Source organism: Synechococcus sp. R55.3, from assembly GCF_047461975.1.
Lineage (GTDB): Bacteria > Cyanobacteriota > Cyanobacteriia > Thermostichales > Thermostichaceae > Thermostichus.
Genome location: NZ_JANSIG010000031.1, coordinates 1 through 19,415 on the forward strand (window position 1 = coordinate 1; position 19,415 = coordinate 19,415).

General features: G+C 59.1%; 15 protein-coding genes and 1 tRNA gene. 7 read left to right on the forward strand and 9 right to left on the reverse strand.

All coding sequences use genetic code 11. The features are described 5' to 3' along the window. Nucleotides 1-416 precede the first annotated feature (416 nt). A complete protein-coding gene (locus NW849_RS06700) occupies nucleotides 417-2,297 on the forward strand; it encodes an AMP-dependent synthetase/ligase (RefSeq protein ID WP_414356742.1) in 1,881 nt (626 codons plus the stop codon). Nucleotides 2,298-2,310: 13 nt separating this feature from the next. Here NW849_RS06700 and NW849_RS06705 read toward each other — a convergent pair whose 3' ends face one another. Continuing rightward, nucleotides 2,311-2,655 (reverse strand): hypothetical protein, encoded by a 345-nt coding sequence (locus NW849_RS06705; RefSeq protein ID WP_414356744.1) that lies wholly within the window; start codon nucleotides 2,653-2,655, stop codon nucleotides 2,311-2,313. Nucleotides 2,656-2,828: 173 nt separating this feature from the next. Between NW849_RS06705 and NW849_RS06710 the strand changes: the two genes are divergently transcribed. After that, the gene (locus NW849_RS06710; protein WP_414356747.1) at nucleotides 2,829-4,205 is read left to right on the forward strand and encodes a (Fe-S)-binding protein; all 1,377 of its coding nucleotides are present in this window, start codon (nucleotides 2,829-2,831) and stop codon (nucleotides 4,203-4,205) included. A gap of 84 nt (nucleotides 4,206-4,289) precedes the next feature. Here the strand turns inward: NW849_RS06710 and NW849_RS06715 are convergent, their stop codons facing one another. The 3 genes from NW849_RS06715 to NW849_RS06725 form a co-directional block, all read right to left on the reverse strand. Next, nucleotides 4,290-5,765 (reverse strand): cobyric acid synthase, encoded by a 1,476-nt coding sequence (locus NW849_RS06715; protein ID WP_414356784.1) that lies wholly within the window; start codon nucleotides 5,763-5,765, stop codon nucleotides 4,290-4,292. A gap of 217 nt (nucleotides 5,766-5,982) precedes the next feature. Beyond that, nucleotides 5,983-6,054 (reverse strand) — tRNA-Gln (locus NW849_RS06720). 72 nt (nucleotides 6,055-6,126) lie between these two features. After that, a complete protein-coding gene (locus NW849_RS06725; protein ID WP_414356749.1) occupies nucleotides 6,127-6,684 on the reverse strand; it encodes an FHA domain-containing protein in 558 nt (185 codons plus the stop codon). Between the two features lie 276 nt (nucleotides 6,685-6,960). Here NW849_RS06725 and NW849_RS06730 point away from each other — a divergent pair, with 276 nt between their 5' ends. The 3 genes from NW849_RS06730 (at nucleotide 6,961) to NW849_RS06740 (ending at nucleotide 9,822) form a co-directional block, all read left to right on the forward strand. Then, the gene (locus tag NW849_RS06730; RefSeq protein WP_414356752.1) at nucleotides 6,961-7,797 is read left to right on the forward strand and encodes an inositol monophosphatase family protein; all 837 of its coding nucleotides are present in this window, start codon (nucleotides 6,961-6,963) and stop codon (nucleotides 7,795-7,797) included. Nucleotides 7,798-7,984: 187 nt separating this feature from the next. Then, complete coding sequence (locus tag NW849_RS06735) at nucleotides 7,985-8,842, forward strand: ABC transporter substrate-binding protein (RefSeq protein ID WP_414356754.1); 858 nt, start codon at nucleotides 7,985-7,987, stop codon at nucleotides 8,840-8,842. Next, nucleotides 8,800-9,822, forward strand: coding sequence for a DnaJ domain-containing protein (locus NW849_RS06740; RefSeq protein ID WP_414356757.1), 1,023 nt, complete (start codon nucleotides 8,800-8,802; stop codon nucleotides 9,820-9,822). The genes NW849_RS06735 and NW849_RS06740 overlap by 43 nt, the downstream gene beginning before the upstream one ends. A 16-nt stretch (nucleotides 9,823-9,838) precedes the next feature. On the opposite strand, the gene NW849_RS06745 is transcribed toward NW849_RS06740, so the two are convergent. The 4 genes from NW849_RS06745 to NW849_RS06760 form a co-directional block, all read right to left on the reverse strand. Continuing rightward, nucleotides 9,839-11,422, reverse strand: a complete 1,584-nt coding sequence (locus tag NW849_RS06745; protein WP_414356759.1) for a lysostaphin resistance A-like protein — start codon at nucleotides 11,420-11,422, stop codon at nucleotides 9,839-9,841. Nucleotides 11,423-11,520: 98 nt separating this feature from the next. Then, nucleotides 11,521-12,213, reverse strand: a complete 693-nt coding sequence (gene trmB / locus NW849_RS06750) for a tRNA (guanosine(46)-N7)-methyltransferase TrmB (RefSeq protein WP_414356761.1) — start codon at nucleotides 12,211-12,213, stop codon at nucleotides 11,521-11,523. A gap of 48 nt (nucleotides 12,214-12,261) precedes the next feature. Beyond that, nucleotides 12,262-13,182 carry an L-lactate dehydrogenase gene (locus tag NW849_RS06755; RefSeq protein ID WP_414356787.1) on the reverse strand — a complete coding sequence of 307 codons (921 nt, stop codon included), beginning with the start codon at nucleotides 13,180-13,182 and terminating at the stop codon, nucleotides 12,262-12,264. Nucleotides 13,183-13,431: 249 nt separating this feature from the next. Continuing rightward, nucleotides 13,432-13,791, reverse strand: a complete 360-nt coding sequence (locus NW849_RS06760; protein WP_414352169.1) for a hypothetical protein — start codon at nucleotides 13,789-13,791, stop codon at nucleotides 13,432-13,434. Nucleotides 13,792-14,466: 675 nt separating this feature from the next. Here NW849_RS06760 and NW849_RS06765 point away from each other — a divergent pair. Then, on the forward strand, nucleotides 14,467-16,482 hold the full coding sequence (locus tag NW849_RS06765; protein ID WP_414356763.1) for a diguanylate cyclase domain-containing protein: 2,016 nt from the start codon (nucleotides 14,467-14,469) through the stop codon (nucleotides 16,480-16,482). 36 nt (nucleotides 16,483-16,518) lie between these two features. Beyond that, complete coding sequence (locus NW849_RS06770) at nucleotides 16,519-18,243, forward strand: ABC transporter ATP-binding protein (protein WP_414356766.1); 1,725 nt, start codon at nucleotides 16,519-16,521, stop codon at nucleotides 18,241-18,243. Here NW849_RS06770 and NW849_RS06775 read toward each other — a convergent pair. Then, a complete protein-coding gene (locus tag NW849_RS06775) occupies nucleotides 18,237-19,175 on the reverse strand; it encodes a carbohydrate kinase family protein (RefSeq protein WP_414356768.1) in 939 nt (312 codons plus the stop codon). The two genes, NW849_RS06770 and NW849_RS06775, sit on opposite strands and share 7 nt — an antisense overlap. Between the last annotated feature and the right edge of the window lie 240 nt (nucleotides 19,176-19,415).

Consider the following 19,415-nt stretch of genomic DNA (forward strand, 5'->3'; position numbering starts at 1 on the left):
GCTTTTGGGGGCTGCTGTAAACCAGCCTAGAGGTCAAGCCTACGGCTCGCTTCGCGAACGTGGTTGGCTTGCCAACTGCAGGGCTACCGTTCGCGCCAGCGGGCCGGAGGCCTTAAGCCCGCCCCGTACTGCGAAGCAGTCAGGGTCGGGTAGTTTACATGAAGCTTACAGCCGGGATCCCCATGGGAGATATGGGATCCGGTTTGATCAAAATTGTAAAGTTTTGTGCGCAATCTGCCGGGGCGAGCAATCACCACCCTGGTTCTGCCAGCGCAAGATTTTATAGTGTTGATCCCTACCTTTTCCCCGCAAGGGGAAGATGGTGAATGGGGTGACAGGCTGGGAACTGTCCTAGCGACACCTGGGGAGAGAGGCTGGGTTTAATAGACTGTAAACGTAATTTACGGTACAGATCTATGACAACTGCTGCCGCTTCTGCTACTCCCACTGCCCCTGAGACGACGCTGCTGAACGTTTGGCAAGTGCTGGCGGAAGAGTTTGCCGGTCAGGTTGCCCTACGGGATCCCCACGCGCAGCCAGTTTTCGAGATGTCTTATGGAGAGCTGTTTCGCCGCATTCAAACCCTGGCGGCTGGCCTGCAGGCTTTGGGCATTTGCCCGGGGGATCGGGTGGCCATTTTTGCCGATAACTCCCCCCGCTGGCTGATGGCCGATCTGGCCACGATGTTCACGGGAGCTGTGAATGTGCCCCGCAGCGCTGTGGCGGATCCCAGTGAGCTGGGCTACATCTTGCGCCACTCCGGTAGCACGGCCCTGATTGCTCAGGATCTGAAGACTCTGAGGCGGATCCGGCCGGATGTGCAGGAGCTGGGCCTGGAACGGCTGCTGTTGCTTTCCGATGAGCAGGAAGCAGGGGTGCTGAACTTTTCCCAATGGCTGCAAAAGGGTCGGGAACACACCTACCAACCCCCAAAGCTGGAGCGATCCCAACTGGCCACCATCATCTACACCTCCGGCACCTCCGGTCGGCCCAAGGGGGTGATGCTCAGCCACGGCAACCTGATGCACCAGGTGGAGAACTTGGGCGTGGTCGTACAGCCACAACCGGGGAATAAGGTGTTGACCATTCTGCCCACTTGGCACTCTTATGAGCGGGCTTGCGAGTATTTTCTCCTCAGCCGCGCCTGCATGCTGGTCTATACCAGCCCTCGCTTTATCAAACAAGATTTCCAACAGGAGCACCCCCATTTTCTGGTGGCAGTGCCGCGGATTTGGGAAACCGTTTATGAAGGGATCCAACGGCAATTCAAAGAGAAAAGCCCCCTGATGCAGCGGCTGATCCGCGCTCTGATGGCCGTGAGTGAGAGCCATGTGCTCTCTGGACGGATAGCTCGCAACCAGTCGATTTTGCATTACGGAGTCAGCCCCTGGGTGCGCCTGCAGGCTCGCCTGCAACATTGGCTGCTCTGGCCCCTGCACCGATTGGCCGATGTGCTGATCTACCGCAAGGTACGACGGGCGTTGGGCCCCAATTTTCAACATGCCATCAGCGGCGGTGGATCCCTGCCTGCCTACTTGGATCTGTTCTACGAGGTGGTGGGCATTTCCATCTTGAATGGCTACGGCCTCACCGAAACTTCGCCGGTGTTGTGCGCGCGGCGTCCAGACAACAATGTGCGCGGTACGGCTGGCCCCCCTCTGCCGGGGACGGAGTTTCGCATTGTGGATCCTGAAACTCGACAGCCGCTGCCCCCTGGAGAAAAAGGACTAATCCTGGCCCGTGGCCCGCAGGTGATGATGGGCTACTACAACAACCCGGAAGCCACTGCCAAGGTGCTCAGCTCCGACGGCTGGTTTGAAACCGGGGATCTGGGCTGGCTCACCCCCGACGGGCAACTGGTGATCACCGGCAGAGCCAAGGATGTCATTGTCCTACTCAATGGGGAGAACATCGAGCCCCAGCCGCTGGAAGATGCTTGTCTGCAGTCTCCTTACATCAGTCAGATCGTGATCGTCGGGCAAGACCAAAAGAAATTGGCTGCCCTCATCTACCCCAACCTCGATGCCCTCAAAGCCTGGGCTGCCGAGCAAGGGATCCCGGCTGAGGATGCCGAGCTGCTGGCCCAGCCCCAGACCCGCACCTTGATTTTGCAGGAGGTGCGCCGCCGCATCCAAGAACGCCCTAGCTACCGGCCCGACGAGCAGGTCAGCGACTTTCGCTTCTTGCCGGAGCCGCTGAGCGTGGAAAACGGCCTTATGACCCAGACCCTGAAGATCAAGCGCAACCCGGTGGCTGAGCGCTATGCCCATCTGATCCAAGAGATGTATCCGGCTTGAGGTGCAGGCCCACCTAAGTTTGGGATCCCCGTTGTTGCTCCAAGTAGCGCCGGAATTGCTCCGGTGGAATGGCCCCTCGGTAGGCCCCACAGTAGTAGAGGGTGAGCACTGCCTTGTAGGCCCAGTCAGTTGGCACCACATCCGGGAAGGGGCTGGGCAAAGTATCTGCTTGGTTGTTGGCGCAGGCTTGCAAAATTTGCTCTGTGGTGAGCTGTTCTGCCAAGTCTGGAGGGAGTTCCCGCAGGTTGGCCTGGGCCAAAGCCGCTCCGGCCAAGCTCAAGCTGGAGAGGGCCGCTGTCCAAAAGACAGGAGTGAAGAGGTGTTGCAAGTTCATGGCTTTCAAAGGAAGGGTTGGCAAGTCCTCTCTCTAGGGTAGTACGAGCTAAGAGAGCGTCTGGATGTAGACAAACTTCCTCGGATCTGGGACTAAGATGCAGAGGAATCAAGGGAGCAGAAGAGGGCGGGATCGCCAGCCGCTAATTGTCTCGCCGCATGGCCATGTAAGGCTGAGAGCACGATAGGTCAGAGCCGATGAGTTTATCCCAGGGGCCGAGTTTTGATGGAATGGATCCCCCGGATCCGAAGCTGATCGATGCCTGTGTGCATTGCGGGTTTTGCCTGACCACCTGCCCCAGCTACCGTGTAATCGGCAAAGAGACGGACTCGCCGCGGGGGCGCATCTATCAGATGGAGGCTCTCAACCAAGGTCAAATCTCCCTCTCGGCGGCTACGGTTTCCCACTTCGACAGTTGTTTGGGCTGTTTGGCCTGTGTTACGGCCTGTCCATCGGGGGTGCAATATGACCGCTTAATTGCCGCCACCCGCCCGCAAATCGAACGCAACTACCCACGTAGCCTTTGGGATCGGCTTTACCGCCAGTTCATCTTCTCGGTGTTTCCTTACCCGACACGGCTGCGACCGCTGCTGTGGCCTCTCTGGCTGTACCAAAAAATGGGGATCGGCACCTGGATCCGAAAAGGGCTGGAAAAGGTCTCCCCGCGTTTGGCAGCTATGGAATCCCTGATGCCCCCCCTGGAGGTGGAGCAACTGCTGCCCAAGCGTTACCCTGAGCGGATCCCGGCGGTGGGAGAACGCCGTTTTCGAGTGGGACTCATTTTGGGCTGCGTGCAGCGCCTGTTTGCCCCGCAGGTGAATGAGGCCAGCATTCGCGTCTTGACCCACAACGGCTGTGAGGTGGTGATCCCGCCTGTCCAGGGCTGTTGTGCGGCCTTGCCCCACCATCAAGGGCAACTGCGCCAGGCGGAAACCCTGGCCCGCCAGATGATCGATGCCTTTGCCAATTGTGAGTTAGATGCCATTCTGATCACCGCTTCCGGCTGCGGACATACCCTGAAAGACTATGGCCACCTATTGGCCAGGGATCCCGACTACAAAGAGAAGGCAGCCCGATTTGCCGCCCAGGTCAAGGACATTCAGGAGTTTCTCGCTCAGGTGGGGTTAACGGCTCCTCTACATCCGCTGCAGCCGGAACCCCTGGTGCTGGTCTACCAGGATGCCTGTCACATGCTGCATGGGCAGCGGCTCAGCCAGGAACCCCGACACCTGCTGCGGCAAATCCCAGGGCTGGAGCTGCGGGATCCCGTCGATGCCGCCCTCTGCTGTGGTAGCTCCGGCGTCTATAACCTGTTGCAACCCCAGGTGGCGGACGAGCTGGGAGCCCAGAAGGTGACGAACTTGCTTAACACCGGTGCTCAGGGGATTGTCTCTGCCAATATCGGCTGCCGCCTACAAATCCAGAAACATCTGCGCCTACAGGGCAAAGCCGGGATCCCCATCTATCACCCGATGGAATTGTTGGATCGCGCCCTCGCCGCTCTGCGACGCTTTCCCGAACAAGCTACAGGGACTTCTTCGGGTCAGGCAGAGGTAGCCGAGGCAACCGGTTGAGTGGATCCTGGATTTCCGGTCGCGCTGGCGTAACCTGGCGCAACATAGCCTCCCACCCCACTTCTCTCCCCCATCGCCGATGGGCTATTCCATCAACAGGCCCAAGTCCAGGTGAGGCTGCCACAGATCGGCCAGGCGCTCCAGCAATTGCTCCCGCTGCTGAGCATAGTGGCCCTCCAGATCCGGCAAGGGATCCCAGCCTTTTTGTCGGCGCAGCCAGTTCAGCCATTGTCGCCGCCACAGGTGGTTGTCAAACAGGCCATGCAGATAGCTGCCCCAAATCCGACCCGTGGGATCCCGCCAGCCCAGGTTCTCCCGGTCGAACACCGGCAGACAGCCAGAGGGATCCGCCTGGGTGGATCCCTGATGAATTTCGTACCCCTGAATGGGGGCCAGGGCAGGCCATCGGCTTTGGGTCTGCACCTGCTGGGTGACCTTGGTGGGTTGTAAAACGGTGGTCAAAGGGAGAAAGCCCAGCCCTGGGTAGGTGCCGGCGATCCCCTCCCAGCCTTCGGGATCGGCGATGGTCTCTCCCAACATTTGCAGCCCACCGCAAATGCCGATGATATGGCCGGAGTATTGGCGCAGTTGATCGGCCAGGCCGGTCTTTTGCAACGCGAACAGATCGTTGAGGGTGGTTTTGCTGCCGGGCAGGATGACCACATCCGGGGATCCCAAACTTTGGCCAAGGTGAACCCAGCGCAGATGGACGGTGGGCTCCGCCAACAAGGGGTCAAAATCCGAGAAATTGGCCACCTGGGGCAAACGCACCACAGCAATCTCCAGGCGCCCTTCCCTCAGGGCTTGGCGACCGGCCCGGTCGCGGCGATCTTCCCAAAGCAGGGGGTTGGCTGCAATTCCCATCGAATCCTCTTGGGGCAGAACCCAGTCCACCCAAGGCAAGACCCCGACAACTGGGATCCCGGTGTAGTTTTCCAGCCAATCCAGGCCGGGCTGCAACAGTTCCCGCGAGCCCCGAAACTTGTTGATGACAATGCCCCGGATCAAGGCCCGCTCTTCAGGTTCCAGCAGTTGGAGCGTGCCCACCACATGGGCCAGCGCCCCACCTCGGTCGATGTCTGCCACCAGCCAAGTGGGGGATCCCAAATGCAAGGCAACCCGCATATTTGCCAAGTCCCGATGTTTGAGGTTCACCTCTGCTGGGCTACCTGCCCCCTCGCAAAGGATCCAGTCGTACTGCTGTTGTAGGCGAGCAAGGGCTTCTTTGACCGCTTGCCAGGCCGGCGCAAACCAGCGCTCGTAATACTCTCCGGCGCGGTAGGTGCCCACCGCTACTCCGTTCAAGACGATCTGGGAAGTCAGGTTGCCCTGGGGCTTCAGAAGGATTGGGTTCATCTCCACCGCAGGGGGAATCCCGGCAGCCCAAGCTTGCAGAGCCTGCGCGTAGGCGATCTCTTTGCCCTCTGGGGTGACATAGGCGTTGAGGGACATGTTCTGAGCTTTGAAAGGGGCAACCCTTTTTCCCGCTTTCTTGAGAATGCGACAAAGGGCTGTTACCAGCAGGGTTTTGCCCACGTGGGAAGAAGTTCCCACCACCATCAAGGATCGACCTGAACAGCTCACCCCGGATCCCTCGCCCTTGGTTTCTGGTTGTTGCCATTCTCCCCGCGGCCAGCGTCGCCAAGCCAGGGCCTCCGTTGGCAAAAGCGACTCTGCAATCCCCTAGTTAACCGCCCTGCTGATGCCCAGAGCCGCACCCTCCGGTCTGCACGGGATCCCAGGGGCTTGCGCTTTGTGCTTTCGACAGGATTTTGAGCTGGGGCAGATGGATTCGAACCACCGAATGGCGGGACCAAAACCCGCTGCCTTACCGCTTGGCGATGCCCCAATTCACATTGCTTAACCAGCTTAATTAATCTAGCGATGCAGCTTCGGGTCTGTCAACAGTTGCAGTGAGCTCCTATGCGTGGGGAAGCTGAAGCTCTTCGCCAAGGTCAGGGCCAATGTCAAGAGGAGTCACGGGGAGAGTGCGGGCTACCTCAAAGAAATAGGCGCGGATCTCCGGCCCGAAATAGATGACATCTCCGCTCCTCAGGTAGTGAGTAGCCACCCGCGTGCCGTTGACAAACACCCCATTGGTACTGGACTGGCCCTTGCGGTTGCCGTCGATCAGGCAATAGGTAAACCCTGTCCGGTTGGACTTGGTGGGCACCCGCACCAGGTAAGCATGGCGACGCGAGACAAACCGATTGACGATCTGGATGGCGTTGGAGGGATCCCGTCCAAGCGTATAGATACTCTCCCGCAGGATGTAGCTGCAGGGCCGGACAGGATGGCAGATGGACAGGGTGAACTCCGGATGGGACACCGGCCGTTCAGGGACTTGATCGAACAAATCCGCCGGCAGATCAAAGCCCTGGCTGGGAAGAGGACTTTTCCCGCCAACCTCTGTGATGGAGGTGAAAAAATCGTCGTAGCTATGTGGCAAAGGTCTTCCCCCCTCAACGCTCAACGCCATTTACAGCAGCTTGGCTTTCCAAATTCAAAGTCTTATCTATAGTTCCCCAAAACCCTACTGCTTTCAAAGGAACTCTGGTCTTGGCGGGCTGCCGGAAAACCCACAAGCCCCAGTGTACTGTACTATACACCATAGGCAGCCTTGGAGATACCCCCTTTCCCCGGAAACTGGGCTTGGGCTCAGGTTGGGCCTATTTTGGCTTTCAGGGATCCCTTGGGAGCCACAGCCTCAGGCGGGCTATTCTGAGTAGCAGGTTTTTAACCTTGAGGTGAGGGTGTGACGGAGGCCCTGCTGCGTCGGTTGGATGTGGCCACAGAAGCTGCCCTGGAGGCAGGAGCTTTGCTGCGCAGTTATGTGGGGGGCACCCTTGCCATTGAGGAGAAACGTCCGGGCGACTTGGTGACTGCGGCGGATCGCGCTTCCGAGGATCTCATCTTGAAAATCTTGAGGCGGCACTTCCCCGAAGATGTCATCTTGACCGAGGAATCAGGCCAGCAGGGATCTCCGGAGGGCGCCTACGCTTGGATGATCGATCCCCTGGATGGCACCACCAACTTTGCCCACGGTTACCCTTTCGCTGCCGTCTCCATTGGTTTGCTGCAGGGGCGGGAGCCAGTTTTGGGGGTTGTTTGTGATGTTTTTCGCGGGGATCTGTTTCGCGCCGTCCAAGGGATGGGGGCTACCCGCAACCGCCAACCCATTCGAGTCTCCACAACGGCTGAATTGTCTCGGAGCTTGCTGGTGACCGGCTTTGCCTATGATCGTCGCGAAACCCCTGACAACAACTACGCCGAGTTTTGCCACTTTACCCATCTCACCCAAGGAGTGCGGCGGGGCGGATCTGCAGCTCTGGATTTGGCCTATGTGGCCACCGGCCAGTTGGATGGCTACTGGGAGCGGGGCCTCTCCCCTTGGGACATTGCCGCAGGGATCGTTCTGGTGCGGGAGGCAGGCGGCAAGGTGACCGCTTATGATGGCAGCCCGGTGGACGTTTACAGTGGCCGACTGTTGGCCAGCAATGGCTGGTTACACGCTGCTCTGCAAGAAGAACTGGCCCAGGTGCGGCCTTTGCCGGTCTCCTTTCCCATGCGGCGGGATCCCCACCCAACCTAGAAAAACCGGGAAAGCTTGCCGGTTGAACGAGTTGAATTCGAGACAGAAGTAGTTGAAGAATAATCAAGAAGACTACAAAACATCCGTGTCGGGCAGGGTAGGTAGAAGATTGGTTAGCAAGCTCCACAGAAAACAGCGACATTGCTGCCGGGCGGCACAGTTCGGCCTGGCCCTCATCTTGGGAGCAATGGCCCTTGGGGTCGCCACTGCTGGCCCCGGCTACCCTCAGCCGGAACAAGGGAAGGTTGCCCCCACCGAGCGGGCACAGCCCCTCGATTCCCGTTGGGCCGAGATCCAGGCCCGGGGGCGCATTCGGGTTGGCTTGGATCCCAGTCTGGGGCCGGCCTATCTCTATACCGACTTGGAGCGACAAACCTACGCCGGCTTCGAGTGGGATATCCTGGAGGCGCTTGCCCAAACCCTTCAGGTGCAGGTGGATCCCATCTATGTGGCCTGGAGCGAACAGTTGGCGGCTCTGCAAGCGGATGAGGTGGACTTGATCTGGGGGGCGCGGGAAGCGCTGGGCTTGGATCCGGAGCAGTTTCTGGCCACCCGGCCCTACTATCTCAGCCCGCAGCGCTTGGTGGTACGGGATCCCTTCCCCACCTCTGGGCCAGAGGAACCGGCCATCGAGACACTGTCGCAATTATTTGGCCGCAAAGTGGGCATTGTAGTTAACAGTACGGGGGCAGCCCTGCTGGAGGCGTACAACGAGAGGAGAGGCAACGCCATTCGTCTCTTTGCCACCAGTAACCCTGAGCGCTTGTTTGCTCAGCTACAGGCTGGCCAGTTGGATGCTGTGCTGGTCGATCAGCCCGTTGCCGCCCTGAACCTGCGCCAAGCCGGATCCCGACTGCGCCTGGTGGGGCCGCCCTTGTTCCCCATGCCTCTGGTGGGAGTGGTATCCTCTCAGCATCCTTCCCTCAAGGAAGCTGTGGATGGGGCGATCGTGATCCTGACCGAAAACGGAACCTTGCAGCAAATCTTGGAGAAGTGGCAACTATGGGATCCAACTCTAATGTCCCCCGCCTCAACCGAGGACTAGCCCGCTACGAGACTGACCATTTCGCCATCTTAGGCGTGCCCCTTACCGCCGACTCCAAGGGGATCCGGCGCGGCTACCTGCAGGCGGCCAAGGCCCTCCACCCGGATCGGTTTGTGGGGGATCCCGAAGGTGCAGAGCGCGCCAACATCCTCTTTGCCAAGCTGGTCAACCCGGCCAACGAAGTGCTGACCAAAGAGCGGGAGCGAGGGGAATATGAAACGGTGCTCAAAATGCGGATCAAACGCCTTTTGGAGACGCCCCCCCCGGATCTTTGGCCCTCTGGGGAAGCCGTCAAGGGCTTGGCCGAGCACCCCCATTGGCAGGAAGAGTATGTCAGACGGGTGGAGAAGCTGGCCAAAGAGCAATACAGCTCCATGGAAACCCTGCTCGAGAAAACCGAGCAGTTGAGCGAGCTGAACCTGGCCTATTTGTTGCTCAAAGCCGGCTACCAAGGGATCCCAACCCCTTCCCCCAGCCATACCACTGTGGGTGGGATCCCAGCCTCCCCCGTCGTTGCTCCGCCCAGCCGTCCCCCTGTTCAGCCCGTTCCCACCCCACCTCCGGCTCCCAAGCTCAGCCCTGCGGAAACCCGCTTTATCCAAGCCTTGGACATGATCGAGCGCAAGCAATACCGGGATGCAGTGCAATATCTGAACTTCGCCATCAGCGCTGAGCCCAACGTGGCCCGCTACTACCTGCACCGGGGCATTGCTCACCTGAAGCAGGGGAATGCTGGCATGGCCAAAGCAGACTTTATGCAAGCCAGTCGCCTAGAACCTGCCAACGCCGAGTTGATGGCAGAAGTGCGCCGTTGGATGCAGCAAGTCACCACTCAACAGCCCGTTCCCGTCCCCAAGGACTCCGTCCCGCCAACGCGAGTGGCCAGCCGTCAAACGTCACAGGCTCAGAAAGTGGTGCCGCCTCCCCGCAAAGAAGACAACGGCGGGTTCTTGAGCCGCCTCTTCGGCAAGAAAAAGTAGGCAGACAGAGACCCCCTTAACGCGCTCCTCCCAGCACCAGCAGCGTGACCAGGGATCCCGTATTCCAGAGGCTGTGCAGTAGGATGGGAGCCAGCAGGTTGCGGCTGTGGCTGTACACCACCCCCAGCACCACCCCCAGCATGGTCAAAGGCAGCAGATCGGAAAGGTTGAGGTGGGCAAGGGCAAAGGTGAAGGCGCTAAGCCCAATGGCGGCCCCCATAGGCAGGTAGCGGCTTAGAGTAGGCAGCCAAAAGCCCCGGAACAGCACCTCCTCAAAAACAGGGGCACAGACAGACACCACGGCCAAAAACACCAACCGCGCCCCCCAACCATGGCTATCCAGCAGCAGGGGCAAAATGGGATTCCCACCCCCCGCCTGCGGTAGCAGCAATTGCGAGAGTGCCGCTGCCAGCACCACCAAAGGCAAGGCCACCCAGTAGCCACACAAGCCCCACAGCAGCCAAGGACCCCACAACCGCACCTGCAGCACCCTCTGCCAGCCGGGGTAGGTGTGCAAGAGACGGTACAACAACCCCGCCCCCAGCACAGCGCCGGAGTTGTAGGTGAGAAACAGGGCTACCGCCTGCTGCCAAGGGCTGAGCTGCCGTGCCCCCAGGCCGAGGATGATGATGTAAAGTCGAGGCACCAAAGCGTTGAGGGCGATAAACCCCAAAAACCAGCCGGTCAACACCGCTTGCGCCCCGATCCCCGGCCAAGGCACTTCCCAAGCAGGGCCCAGGAGCGGACGTTTGCGCCAAAGGCTCCAGCCCAGCCAGCCCAACAAGAGCATCAACCCCAGCAGCGCCCCCAGCACGGGAATCCCACCCACCACCGCCAGTCGAAACAGAGCCGCCAAGGCCAATTTTTCCTGCTGTTGGTTGAGGGCATTCAGGCTATCGCTGCGCTGCTGCAGTCGGTAAAGCTGTTGCAGGGCCACCGCCTCAAACCAGCCATCCAGATGATTGCGGATCTGCACTTCCGCTTCTGGCCAGATGCGCCGCGGTGTTCCCCACAGCCCTTGCAAAACCCGCGCTGCCCCCTTTTGGCTCGATTCCAGCTCCACGGGACGTTCCAGGTCGATGATCTGCTGCCATTGCTGCTGAGCGGCCTCCAGATCTTCTTGGTAGGCATAGAGCAAGCCAAGGCGCAGCCACAGTGCATCCAGCTCCGTCTGCAAATCTTGCATGGAGGCCAAAAGGGCGGGATCCACCTCTGGAGATTGGGCCAGTTCTGGGCTGGCCGCCTCAGATTCGCCAGCAGGAGTTAAACGGGCCAGCCGTTTCAAACGTTTCAGGCGTTCGGTGTAGTTATCGGCGGTCTGCTGATAGCGATTTTGGGCCACCTTGAACACATCCTGGCCCAAAAGCGCCCGTGCCAGATCCTGATAGCGGGGATCATCGAGGGTGCGGGAAGCTTGCAGGGCGAGATCGGTTTGCAACAAATCCAACTGCGTTTGGGGCGGCGGCTGGAACCAACTGCTGGAAAGAGAAAGCCCGACAATCACAATGGCCAATAGGCTCAGCAGGTTGAGGATCCCACGGCGAACAGAAAACCAAGCAGAGGAGGGGTCGGCAGAGGCCGTGGTTTCAGAGTGAGACATTGCGGCGACGGATCCAACTCAAGCGGGTTATATCCTATCTTCTGTATTGTCTTGGCGGAATGGAGTTGTTATTACTGCATTACGGATTTGTCCTGTTGTCACCGTCGCTCCAGCCAATAGCGATAGATGGGCAGGCCCAGTTGTAGGCAGTGCCACTCCCGCTCCGTGGGGATGCCGAGGGGATTGGAGTCCAAAGGCCCCTGGTGGGGATCCCAAAATTGCGGATGATCCAAAAATCGAGCTGCCATTTCTTCGGCCACCTCTTGGATATCCGATTGCAGGAAGACGGGGCTGCCCGGTCGCAGCAGCAGAGCCAGATCCGCCACCAGTTGGGGCTGGACGATCCGCCGTTTGTGATGGCGCTTTTTGAACCAGGGATCCGGAAATAGGATGGTCACCCGGCTGAGATCCCCCGGCGCAAACAGATGCCGCAAAGAGACATTGATGTTGGCAAACAGAAAATGGACGTTATCCAGCCCCAGCTCATCCCGCCAGGCATTGGCCCGCTCCACCAGCGCCTGCCGAATCTCTACCCCTAGGAAGTTCCAGTCGGGCTGCTCCTGAGCGAGGCGCAGCAGAAATCGTCCGCTCCCTGTGCCGATATCCAGATGAAAGGGCTGCCCCAGCCGCCGGTATACCCGTTCCCAATGGGGTGGGGGGGCGGGCTGCTGATACTGTGCCTGCAGGGGATTGACGTGCTGCCGTACCCGGTGACTGAGGCCCCTCTGCAATGGGATCCCTGACCAGGGCTGGGGAAGGGCGTGTTCTTTCTGCTGCAAGTCTGGTTTCATAGAACACCTCCTGCTGCAAGCACGCGAACCCAACTGAGGGTATCCCGGCTACCACTGGATATCCTCAATGATTCGCCGCAGGATGTGGGCAGAGTGGTGCAGTTGTTGTTGCTCGATCTCGGTGAGGGACATAGCCAGCGTGCGTTCCACCCCCTGCCGCCCGACCACTCTGGGCAAGCTGAGACAGACCTCTGGCAGATCGTACTCCCCTTGGGTGAGGCTGCTCACGGTTAAAACGCGGTGTTGATCCCGCAGCAGGGCTTGGACAATTTGCGTCACCCCCAACCCGATGGCGTAGCTGGTGGCCCCTTTGCGACGGATGATCTCGTAGGCAGCGTTGCGCACCTGCTCGAAGATATCCCCCAAATAGGCGGGATCCCAGTCCGGCGAGAGTTCCCCAATCGGGGTGCCGGCGATGTTCACCTTGCTCCAAACGGCCACCTCGCTATCTCCATGTTCGCCGATGATGTAGGCGTGCAGGCTACGGGGATCCACCCCCAGGCGCTCCGCCAAAAGATAGCGAAAGCGGGCTGTGTCCAAAACCGTCCCCGACCCAATTACCTGCCCTGCCGGCAACCCCGACAACTTCAGGGAAACGTAAGTCATGATGTCAACGGGATTGCTCACCACCAAAAGGAGTGTGTCAGGGCAATGCGCCATCAAGGCCGGGATCAAGCCTTTGAAGATCTCGACGTTGCGCTGCACCAAATCCAAACGGGTTTCTCCAGGCCGCTGCTTAGCCCCTGCCGTCAAAATCACCACGTCTGATCCGGCACAATCCGCCAGCTCCCCTGCCCGTATCCGTGTCGGCTCCACAAAGGGGATCCCGTGCACCAAATCCATCACTTCCCCTTCCAACTTGTCGCGGGCGATGTCGTGGATCACCAGCTCATCCAGGGTATTTTGGATCACCATCGCGTAGGCACAGGCCATGCCCACCTGCCCAGCTCCGATGATGGATCCCTTCAAAAGGCGGCGAGAAGTCAGCCCCTCGACCTGCTGCTGGGAGCGCTGCTTGGGTTGGTGCTTAGAAACAGTCATGGCTGCAGCCGCTACTCTTCGTTCTCCAGCTTAAGCCTGCCTAGAGGAAGAAAAAAACAGGCTACCGCTCTCCAGAAGAACTGGAAAGGCGAGAAGAGGCAGGATCGGTTGCCGCAGCGGACTGGATCCATCTGAAACAATAAAAACAATAAATAGCCCTCTAACCTTCAACAGTCCTCAACCCGGCTGCTGGGTTAGCCGCTGCCAAAGCTCGAGGGGAATGCGCTCGTGAGGACACTTCAGGGACTGAATCTGAGCCAAATCTTCCGGAAAGTAATGCAAGGCTACCCGCGCTGCCGGATCCAAAAGGCTGCGCCGTCGTCGGTTACATTGCTCCGCTTCTCCCAGAAACACGTCCAGCCAGCCATCTCGCTCTTGGTAGCGAATCCTCAAAGCAGAGAGAGAAGGCAGAGCAGAGGAAACTTCTTTGCGGTAGAGCCGAAAGCCCTGCTCCAGACTCCAGCCCAACCACCACTGAGGCGCCAATTGCCCCAACTGCCTACACCACACCCCCGCCTGAACCTGTTGCCATGCCATGCTTGCCACTCCGCAGCTTGTTCTCCTGAGAAGACTTAACTGCAAATCTTTAGCAATTGCTACTTGGGTAAGCACTCTACCAGACTCCTCAAGCTTAATGCAAGTCTTTATCAAAGAGGATCCCTACTTTGCCGGCACGCTATTGAAAGCTAATCTCAATAGAGCTATGCTGTTACTCGGTTGAGTGGTGGAGTTGTATCCATCAGTCTTCCTCTCTTGCCTTGGATGCATCGGGGATCCCACGCCCGCGGAATTAGCCATCCTGGGTCTGGCAGGGATCCCTTTTCCAGGGCTAGCTGAGGTTCTTTCTAATGAGAGCAGTTCTAACTAATAGGAGCCTGGTTCCTTCCCAAGCGTGTCGATGTACGGGTAGAACAAGTTCGGGAGCCAGAAGCGGTTTAACCTTGAAAACGGCGACGCATAGCCCTTCACGTCGGCAGGACAGGCTTTTTAATAATTCTTTTAATTAACCTCAAGAGTTGCTTCAAAGAATATCCCCTCCGGAGCACCCAAAAGCCCGTGCCAGCCCGGGGATCTTTTGTATCGAGAGACACACAAACTCCCCCAACAATTCCATAGGATGACCGTAGAATGGCAGAGACAGCGTGAATTCATAGCTGTTTTTTTCGGCTTGCCCTCCCCGTTGCCCGAGCGTCTACTGGGTGTTCCTAGCCTATGGTTGAAAGGGGGACTGCTGGGCCAGACCAGGCTGGCAGCGTTTATGATGCGCTGACGCGGGCTGATCTGTGGAATCCCCAAGTCATGTACCGTGGGCGCCCGGTGCAAACTCGGGGGCGGGCTGTGCTGCGCACCATGTTCGAGAGTGTCAGCGATGGGTTGTTTGTCCTCGAGTACCTGCCCCCGGAGCCAGAACAAGGCTCGCCCCAGCCGCGCTATCGGTTTTTGGTGGGTAACCCGGCCTTTCGCAGGATGTTTTTTCTCTCCTCTCGACCTATCGAGGGAGAAGAGCTCCAGAGGTGTCTGCCCCCTTCTATAGCAGCGCAGATTCAACTGCACACCGAGCGCTGCCTCACCCATCGCCGGCAAGTGAGCTTCGAGCTGAGCTTAACTGCCTCTGCCGCTCCCGACCCAGCGCCGAGCCACATTCTGATCGTCACCCTTTCTCCGGTTGCCGAGGAGAACAAGCCGATCAGCCGAATTGTCGGCTCCTGTCAGGACATTACAGCACGCAAACAGGTGGAGTGGCAGCTACAGCGCAGCCAACAGCAACTGTTGAAGCACAACCGGGCTCTGAGGGAGCTCACCCGGCACAAGGCCCTCAGCCAAGGAGACCTACAGGCTGCTCTGCGGCAGATTTGTACCACAGCCGCCCATACCCTGCAGGTGGCACGGGTGGGGGTCTGGCTCTACACGCCGGAGCGCTGCAGTATTCGCTGCATCAATCAGTTTGAAATTACCCCGGACAACCCCAAGGGATCCCATACTCAAGGGGCGGAGATCTGGGCCAAAGACTATCCCCGTTATTTTCAAGCCCTAGAGCAAGAGCGCACCATTGCTGCCGACCAAGTGGTGGCGGATCCCCGCACCGCCGAGTTCGGCAATTCCTACCTGACAGCAATGGGAGTGGTCTCGATGCTGGATGCCCCCATTCGACTGGAAGGACGGATGGTGGGTGTTCTCTGCCACGAGCACATTGGCTCCCCTCGCCACTGGACCTTAGAAGAGCAAAACTTCGCCGGATCCCTGGCGGATTTGGTGTCTCTGGCCCTCGAGATCTCGGAGCGCCGGCAAGTGGAAGAGGAGCTGCGCCAGGCTGAGGAGCGCTATCGCAATTTTTTCGAGAATGCGGTAGAGGGCATTTTTTTCACCGATGCGGCAGGTCGGTATCTCTCCGCCAACCCGATGCTGGCCCAAATCTGCGGCTACAGCTCCCCCGAAGAATTGATGCGCGAAGCGAAAGAGGCGGGCAAGCGGCAGCTCTATGTGGATCCCAGCCAGTGGGAGGAATTTGTGCGGCTATTGCAGGAGCAGGGATCCGTGCGCGGTTTTGAGTATCGGCTGCGGCGGCGGGATGGCTCGATCATCTGGGTCCGAGAAAAGGCCCGTTTGGTTAAAGATAAAGCCGGAAACATCCTCGGCTATGAAGGCATCTGCGAAGACATCACCGCCCAAAAGCAGAGCTTAGCCTACATGGAGTTTCGCGCTCATCATGATGCCCTGACAGGTTTGGTGAACCGCGAATCCTTTCGGGAGCGGCTGCAGCAGGCCCTGCAGCAATACTACAGTGAATCTCTGGCCCTCTTCTTTGTGGATTTGGATCACTTCAAAGACATCAACGATACCTTCGGCCACGGTGTCGGCGATGCCCTGTTGCAGGGGGTAGCTGAACGGTTAACCAAGTGCGTTCGCCCTGGAGATATCGTCGCCCGCTGGGGAGGGGATGAGTTCACCCTGCTGCTGCCCCGAATTGGCAGCCCCACAGTGGCAGCGCGTCTGGCTCAGCGGATTGTCGATGCCTTTCAAACTCCCTTCTCCTGCGAGGGCCATTCCCTTTCCGTGACCTGCAGCATTGGCGTCGCCCTCTACCCCCAAGACGGCGTGGAGGCATCTACCCTTTTGCACCATGCCGACTTGGCCCTCTACCAGGTCAAAGAAAAGGGTCGCAGCGGCTTTCAGCTCTATCGGCCAGTTTCAGGGATCCCGGCAGCAGTCCGCAACACTATCCTGTAAGCTGGTTGGGTCAGAGGCCCTTCTGGTTTGTGATTTGTGCATCCGGGTCGTAGCTATCGCCGTCTCATTCCCTTCATTCGGCCCCATCTGTGGATGTTGTTGCTGGGGCTAACCTGTACCCTTGGCTTTGTGCTAACCATGCCCGCCCTCGCCTACTTGATCGAGTGGGTGGCCCGCTCCATTGGTGCCGGGGATCTGGGGCAATTGCGGATGCTGGCCTTGATTGGGGTGGTGTTTTTCTTGGTGCGCGGCGCTTTTCAGTATGGCCAAGACACCCTGATGGCGAGGGCCTCCTTGCAAATGGTTTTGGAATTGCGCCAACAGATTTATGCCCACCTGCAGGCACTGGATGTGGACTATTTTTCCGGCAGCCGCACTGGCGATCTGGTCTATCGCCTCACGGGGGATCTGGATCGGGTGGGAGAGGTGGTGCAGCGGTTTTTCCATCGCTTCATCCCCAGCGTGCTCACCATCTTGGCGGTGGTGGCCTACCTGTTCTATCTCAACGGCATTCTCACCTTGACCACCTTGCTGATAGCCCCCCTGATGGGAGCCTTGATCAGTTGGTTTGGGGATCGCCTTTTGTTTCGCTCCCGCCTCAACCAAGAGAAGATGTCGGATTTGGCCGCCCTCTTGACAGAGGTATTTGCCGGGATCAGCCTCACTCGCGCCTTTGCGGCTGAGGACTACGAAATTCGCCGCTTCAGTGCCATTGCCGAAAGCAACCGCCTGGCCCGGTTTCAGACCGAACAGGTGAAAGCCATTCAAGACCCGGTGGTGGGCTTCCTGTACGCCATGAGCGTGTTGGGGGTGTTTTGGGTGGGCGGCTGGCAAATCAGCCAGGGCAACCTGACCGGCAGCCAGTTTCTCGGCTTTATCGCCGGTGTTGCGATGTTGATCGACCCTATTGTTCACATCACCAACAACTACAGCGAGCTGAAACAGGGTGAGGCTTCGGTGGAGCGGATTTTCGAGCTGCTAAACACCCGCTCCCAAATCCGGGAGCTGCCCGGGGCCCGCCCCATGCCTGCCATTCAGGGTTGGGTGGAGTTCGACCAAGTTTCCTTTGCCTACAAACCGGATCAGCCGGTGCTCAAACAGATCAGCTTTCAGGTGTCTCCCGGCGAGATTGTGGCCCTGGTGGGATCCTCCGGCGCCGGCAAATCCACCCTGGTGAGCCTGATTCCCCGCTTTTACGATCCCCAGCAGGGCTGCATCCGCATCGACGGCATCGACATCCGCACCGTCACCCTCAAGAGCCTGCGCCGGCAGATCGGCATTGTGCCGCAGGAGATCACCCTGTTTTCGGGAACCATTGCCAGCAACATCGCCTACGGACAAGAGCATTTTGACCTGGAAGCGGTGCGCCAGGCGGCCCAGGTGGCCAACATTGACACCTTTATCGAGAGCTTGCCCGATGGCTACGCCACCCGCGTGGGAGAACGGGGGGTCACCCTCTCCGGTGGACAACGGCAACGGCTGGCCATTGCCCGCGCCGTGTTGCTCAACCCCAAGATCTTGATCCTGGACGAGGCCACCTCGGCTTTGGACAACGAGTCGGAAGCGTTGGTGCAGGAAGCACTGCAACGGCTGATGCAACGCTGCACCGTTTTTGTGATTGCCCACCGCCTCTCGACGGTACGCACTGCCCACCGCATTTTCGTCTTGGAGCAGGGGCAATTGCTGGAGCAGGGAAATCACCGAGAATTGCTGGGCAAAGGGGGGCGCTACGCCCAGTTTCACCTGCGCCAGTTTCATTGAACCCTTGGCCTCTGGATCTCCTGGATCTCCCATGCCTGCCGGAAGGGCCGGTAAAACTCCGGATCCGCAGGCGCTCCCCCCGGGATCCCACAGATGGCCGCTGCAAATTGCACGGCTCGTTGCACCAGAACTGCCTCCGGCCATCCCCGCAATAGTCCCAGGATGGCTACGGCGCTAAACGCATCTCCCGCCCCCACTGTATCCACCAGCTGAGGCGCGGGCACTGGGTCGGCCCGATGGATCTGAGTAGGGGTGATCAGCAGCGCGCCTGCCGCTCCCAAGGTCAGAAATAGACCTTTCAGGTTCAGATGAGCCTGGAGGATCTGTCCTTGCTCCAGCAGGTCTCCAGGAGGGATCCCTTCCAGTTGGGCCACTTGCTCCAGCTCTGCCTGGTTCAGCTTCAGCCAATCACAGGTGCGCAGCATCTCCCGGATGGCGTCTGGATGCCACCAGGGATCCCGCAGGTTGAGATCCAGAAACACGGGACAGCCCAAAGCGGGGATCCCCTCTTGAAAGTGGCGATGGGCTGCCTCCCGGCGGGCTGCCAAGCTGCCCCGGTAGAGCAGGCTGGGCTGGAGAGCTTGCAGAGCCCCGATATCCAACTGGATGTAGTCGTAGGCTTGGTCGGGCAAGATGGCGAAGGTGGGGATCCCTTGCTCATCCAGGGTTACTTGAACCTTGCCGGTGGGGTGAACAGAATCCTGCTGCAGACCCTCCAGGCGCAGCCCCTGCCGTCGCAAGGCCCCCAGCAGCTCTCTGGCGGCCTCGTCTTGGCCAACACGACTGAGCAAGAGGGGATCGGATCCCAGCCCCTTGAGGTTCCAAGCCACATTCAAAGCTGCTCCGCCCAGCACAATCTCTGTGGGGAAGCAGTCGAAAAGCACCTCCCCCAAGATGAGCGGCAAACCCAGGGGCACATGAGAGGGATCCATCTTGAGCACTCAGCTAGAAATCGCAGGAGCCCCGTGCTGTACCGGTAGGATCAGTGTCGAGAGGAAAGTCCGCCTCCATGGTTATAATTGTACTGCGGACACCAGAAACGGTTGTTTAAGGCACTGGTAACGGTCGATTGGGGGTGCTGTAAACCACCCCAGAGGCTCGTGGTTGGCTTGCCAACTGCAGGGCTACTAAAAGCCCGCTCTGTACTGCTTTAGCGGTTGGAGTCGGGTAGT

What these genes read in the sequence shown, in the direction of transcription:
- NW849_RS06700 (WP_414356742.1), top strand. Translation starts at nt 417, where the DNA reads ATGACAACTGCTGCCGCTTCTGCTACTCCCACTGCCCCTGAGACGACG.
- NW849_RS06710 (WP_414356747.1), top strand. Translation starts at nt 2,829, where the DNA reads ATGAGTTTATCCCAGGGGCCGAGTTTTGATGGAATGGATCCCCCGGAT.
- NW849_RS06715 (WP_414356784.1), bottom strand. Translation starts at nt 5,765, where the DNA reads ATGGTGGTGGGAACTTCTTCCCACGTGGGCAAAACCCTGCTGGTAACA.
- NW849_RS06725 (WP_414356749.1), bottom strand. Translation starts at nt 6,684, where the DNA reads ATGGCGTTGAGCGTTGAGGGGGGAAGACCTTTGCCACATAGCTACGAC.
- NW849_RS06735 (WP_414356754.1), top strand. Translation starts at nt 7,985, where the DNA reads ATGGCCCTTGGGGTCGCCACTGCTGGCCCCGGCTACCCTCAGCCGGAA.
- NW849_RS06740 (WP_414356757.1), top strand. Translation starts at nt 8,800, where the DNA reads ATGGGATCCAACTCTAATGTCCCCCGCCTCAACCGAGGACTAGCCCGC.
- NW849_RS06745 (WP_414356759.1), bottom strand. Translation starts at nt 11,422, where the DNA reads ATGTCTCACTCTGAAACCACGGCCTCTGCCGACCCCTCCTCTGCTTGG.
- trmB (WP_414356761.1), bottom strand. Translation starts at nt 12,213, where the DNA reads ATGAAACCAGACTTGCAGCAGAAAGAACACGCCCTTCCCCAGCCCTGG.
- NW849_RS06760 (WP_414352169.1), bottom strand. Translation starts at nt 13,791, where the DNA reads ATGGCATGGCAACAGGTTCAGGCGGGGGTGTGGTGTAGGCAGTTGGGG.
- NW849_RS06765 (WP_414356763.1), top strand. Translation starts at nt 14,467, where the DNA reads ATGGTTGAAAGGGGGACTGCTGGGCCAGACCAGGCTGGCAGCGTTTAT.
- NW849_RS06775 (WP_414356768.1), bottom strand. Translation starts at nt 19,175, where the DNA reads ATGGATCCCTCTCATGTGCCCCTGGGTTTGCCGCTCATCTTGGGGGAG.